The 1,662-nt window shown below is 45.1% G+C and carries 1 protein-coding gene; it reads right to left on the bottom strand.

Features of this window, described 5'->3' with window-relative positions; translation table 11 throughout:
* Positions 1 to 94: 94 nt before the first annotated feature.
* On the bottom strand, positions 95 to 1,435 hold the full coding sequence (locus tag KDK14_RS11960) for an ankyrin repeat domain-containing protein (RefSeq protein ID WP_257265352.1): 1,341 nt from the start codon (positions 1,433 to 1,435) through the stop codon (positions 95 to 97).
* Positions 1,436 to 1,662 lie beyond the last annotated feature (227 nt).

Below are 1,662 nucleotides of genomic sequence, written 5' to 3'. Positions count from 1 at the left end.
TTTTTTCTGAGGGTATTGCCCTGGATTGCCGGGATTCGCTGGACACCATAAAACGCTTGATTAATGAACATGATGCAACCATTTTAAGCAGGGATTAATGGCAGACTATTCTCGGGCAGCAATTCCCGGTCTTGCTTTTTTTGCCTGAGGGTGCCCCTGATTCTATCGACCCGAGCCTTTTACGCTTTTGCGTTGAAGTATTAAGAGCATCAACAAACGCCTGACTTTGTTCACCCAGTCGGCCTAACAGAACTTTTAACCTGGACTGTCCTATTGTGCTTGTATTCGCCCCTCTGGCGATGAGGGTTTCAACGGCTTCCAGGTCTTTTGCCAAAAGTGCGAAATAAAGAAGCGTTTTTCCAGGCTTGCTAACTGGCTGATTAACATCGGTAAAAGCATTCAAGGCTTTGGGTAGTAATTCCTTAAGCAACGCGATATGTAGAGGGTTGTCATACTCGCAAATTGCATCAAAAGCAGTAAGCCCGACACTAGTGCAAAGCTCAATTCTGGCTTCTGCTGCAAGGAGTATCCTGACCACTTCAGGGGCATTTTCGTTTAAAGGATTGTACGGGTAAAAAAAAGGGCGTGTGGCATAAAAAAGAGGAGTGCGATTATCTTCATCAAGCGCATTCACATCGTCGTGTTTGGCAATCAGTTTTTTCAGTGCCCGTTCATGCCCGGATTCTGCGGCAAAGTGAATGACTTTTCGTTCGTCAATATTTGCCAGTTCGAAGGAAGCACCATTGTCAATCAAGAGGTCAAATAGCTCAGGAGTTTCAGGATTCCCGGCAGCCAGATGGAGAGCCGTGCAACCAGTTTCCTCCCGGATATTCATATCTGCCTTGTGATCCAGAAGTAGTTGCATTGCCGCAGAATTACTGCCTTTTGCAGCATGATGAAGGGGTGTCATGCCTTTATTATCTTGCATATTGATATCAGCACCGGCGCCCAGTAATGAGCGGATCAACGCCAAATTACCGTTTTTAGTGGCAATGTGAACGGGTGTATGGGCCTTCCATGAATGACGAGCGCCCGGGTCTGCACCCTCAGCAATCAGTTGAAGGGCTTTTTCTGTCTCACCAGCTTTAGCTGCATGGGCAACGGGTGAGAAAGTGATTTCCCCACAAATATGTGAGCGGCAGGTAGGGCATTGGCTATTAAATACGGGATTGGCTGTACGGCATTCTTGCAGACACTTGTCATGGAAGAAATGCATGCCGGGAGCGCTCTGACGATGAGGACCATAATTATCAAGCAAATGCAGCACTTTAACAGAATGTGGGCCAAAAAAACCTTCACCACAAAATATGCAGTCGGAAGAAACATTTTCCCGGGTGGCACCATTGGAAATATCATCTTCCGATAAATAATTGGGTCGCTCGGAAGTCAATTCCAGTAGTCGAGACAGGTTAAAATAGTGAGCGGTCAGATCCATTGTCATTTCCTTTTTCAGGCTTGGACCAAGAACACTTATCTTTGCATGCACTCATGCAAAAGACTGGACGTCAAAATCCTCTGGACCAATATTATTTTTATAGGTTCCCTGTGCAGGAGTAATCGCTGAAAATTTGCATTAAATATCATCCTGTCTTCTTAAGAAGTTAATAAAAACCTGAATCCGTAAGGTTTTGATTGCACCGGAAGAATTTTACCAATTTAATA

This window comes from Endozoicomonas sp. ONNA2, from assembly GCF_024606365.1.
Taxonomy (GTDB): Bacteria; Pseudomonadota; Gammaproteobacteria; order Pseudomonadales; family Endozoicomonadaceae; genus Endozoicomonas.
Note: the sequence above shows the minus strand (reverse complement) of the source record. Positions and strands in the feature narration are given on the sequence as shown.

Bases quoted from the DNA above. Each gene is read 5' to 3' on its own strand.
- KDK14_RS11960 (WP_257265352.1), bottom strand. From the start codon at position 1,435: ATGGATCTGACCGCTCACTATTTTAACCTGTCTCGACTACTGGAATTG.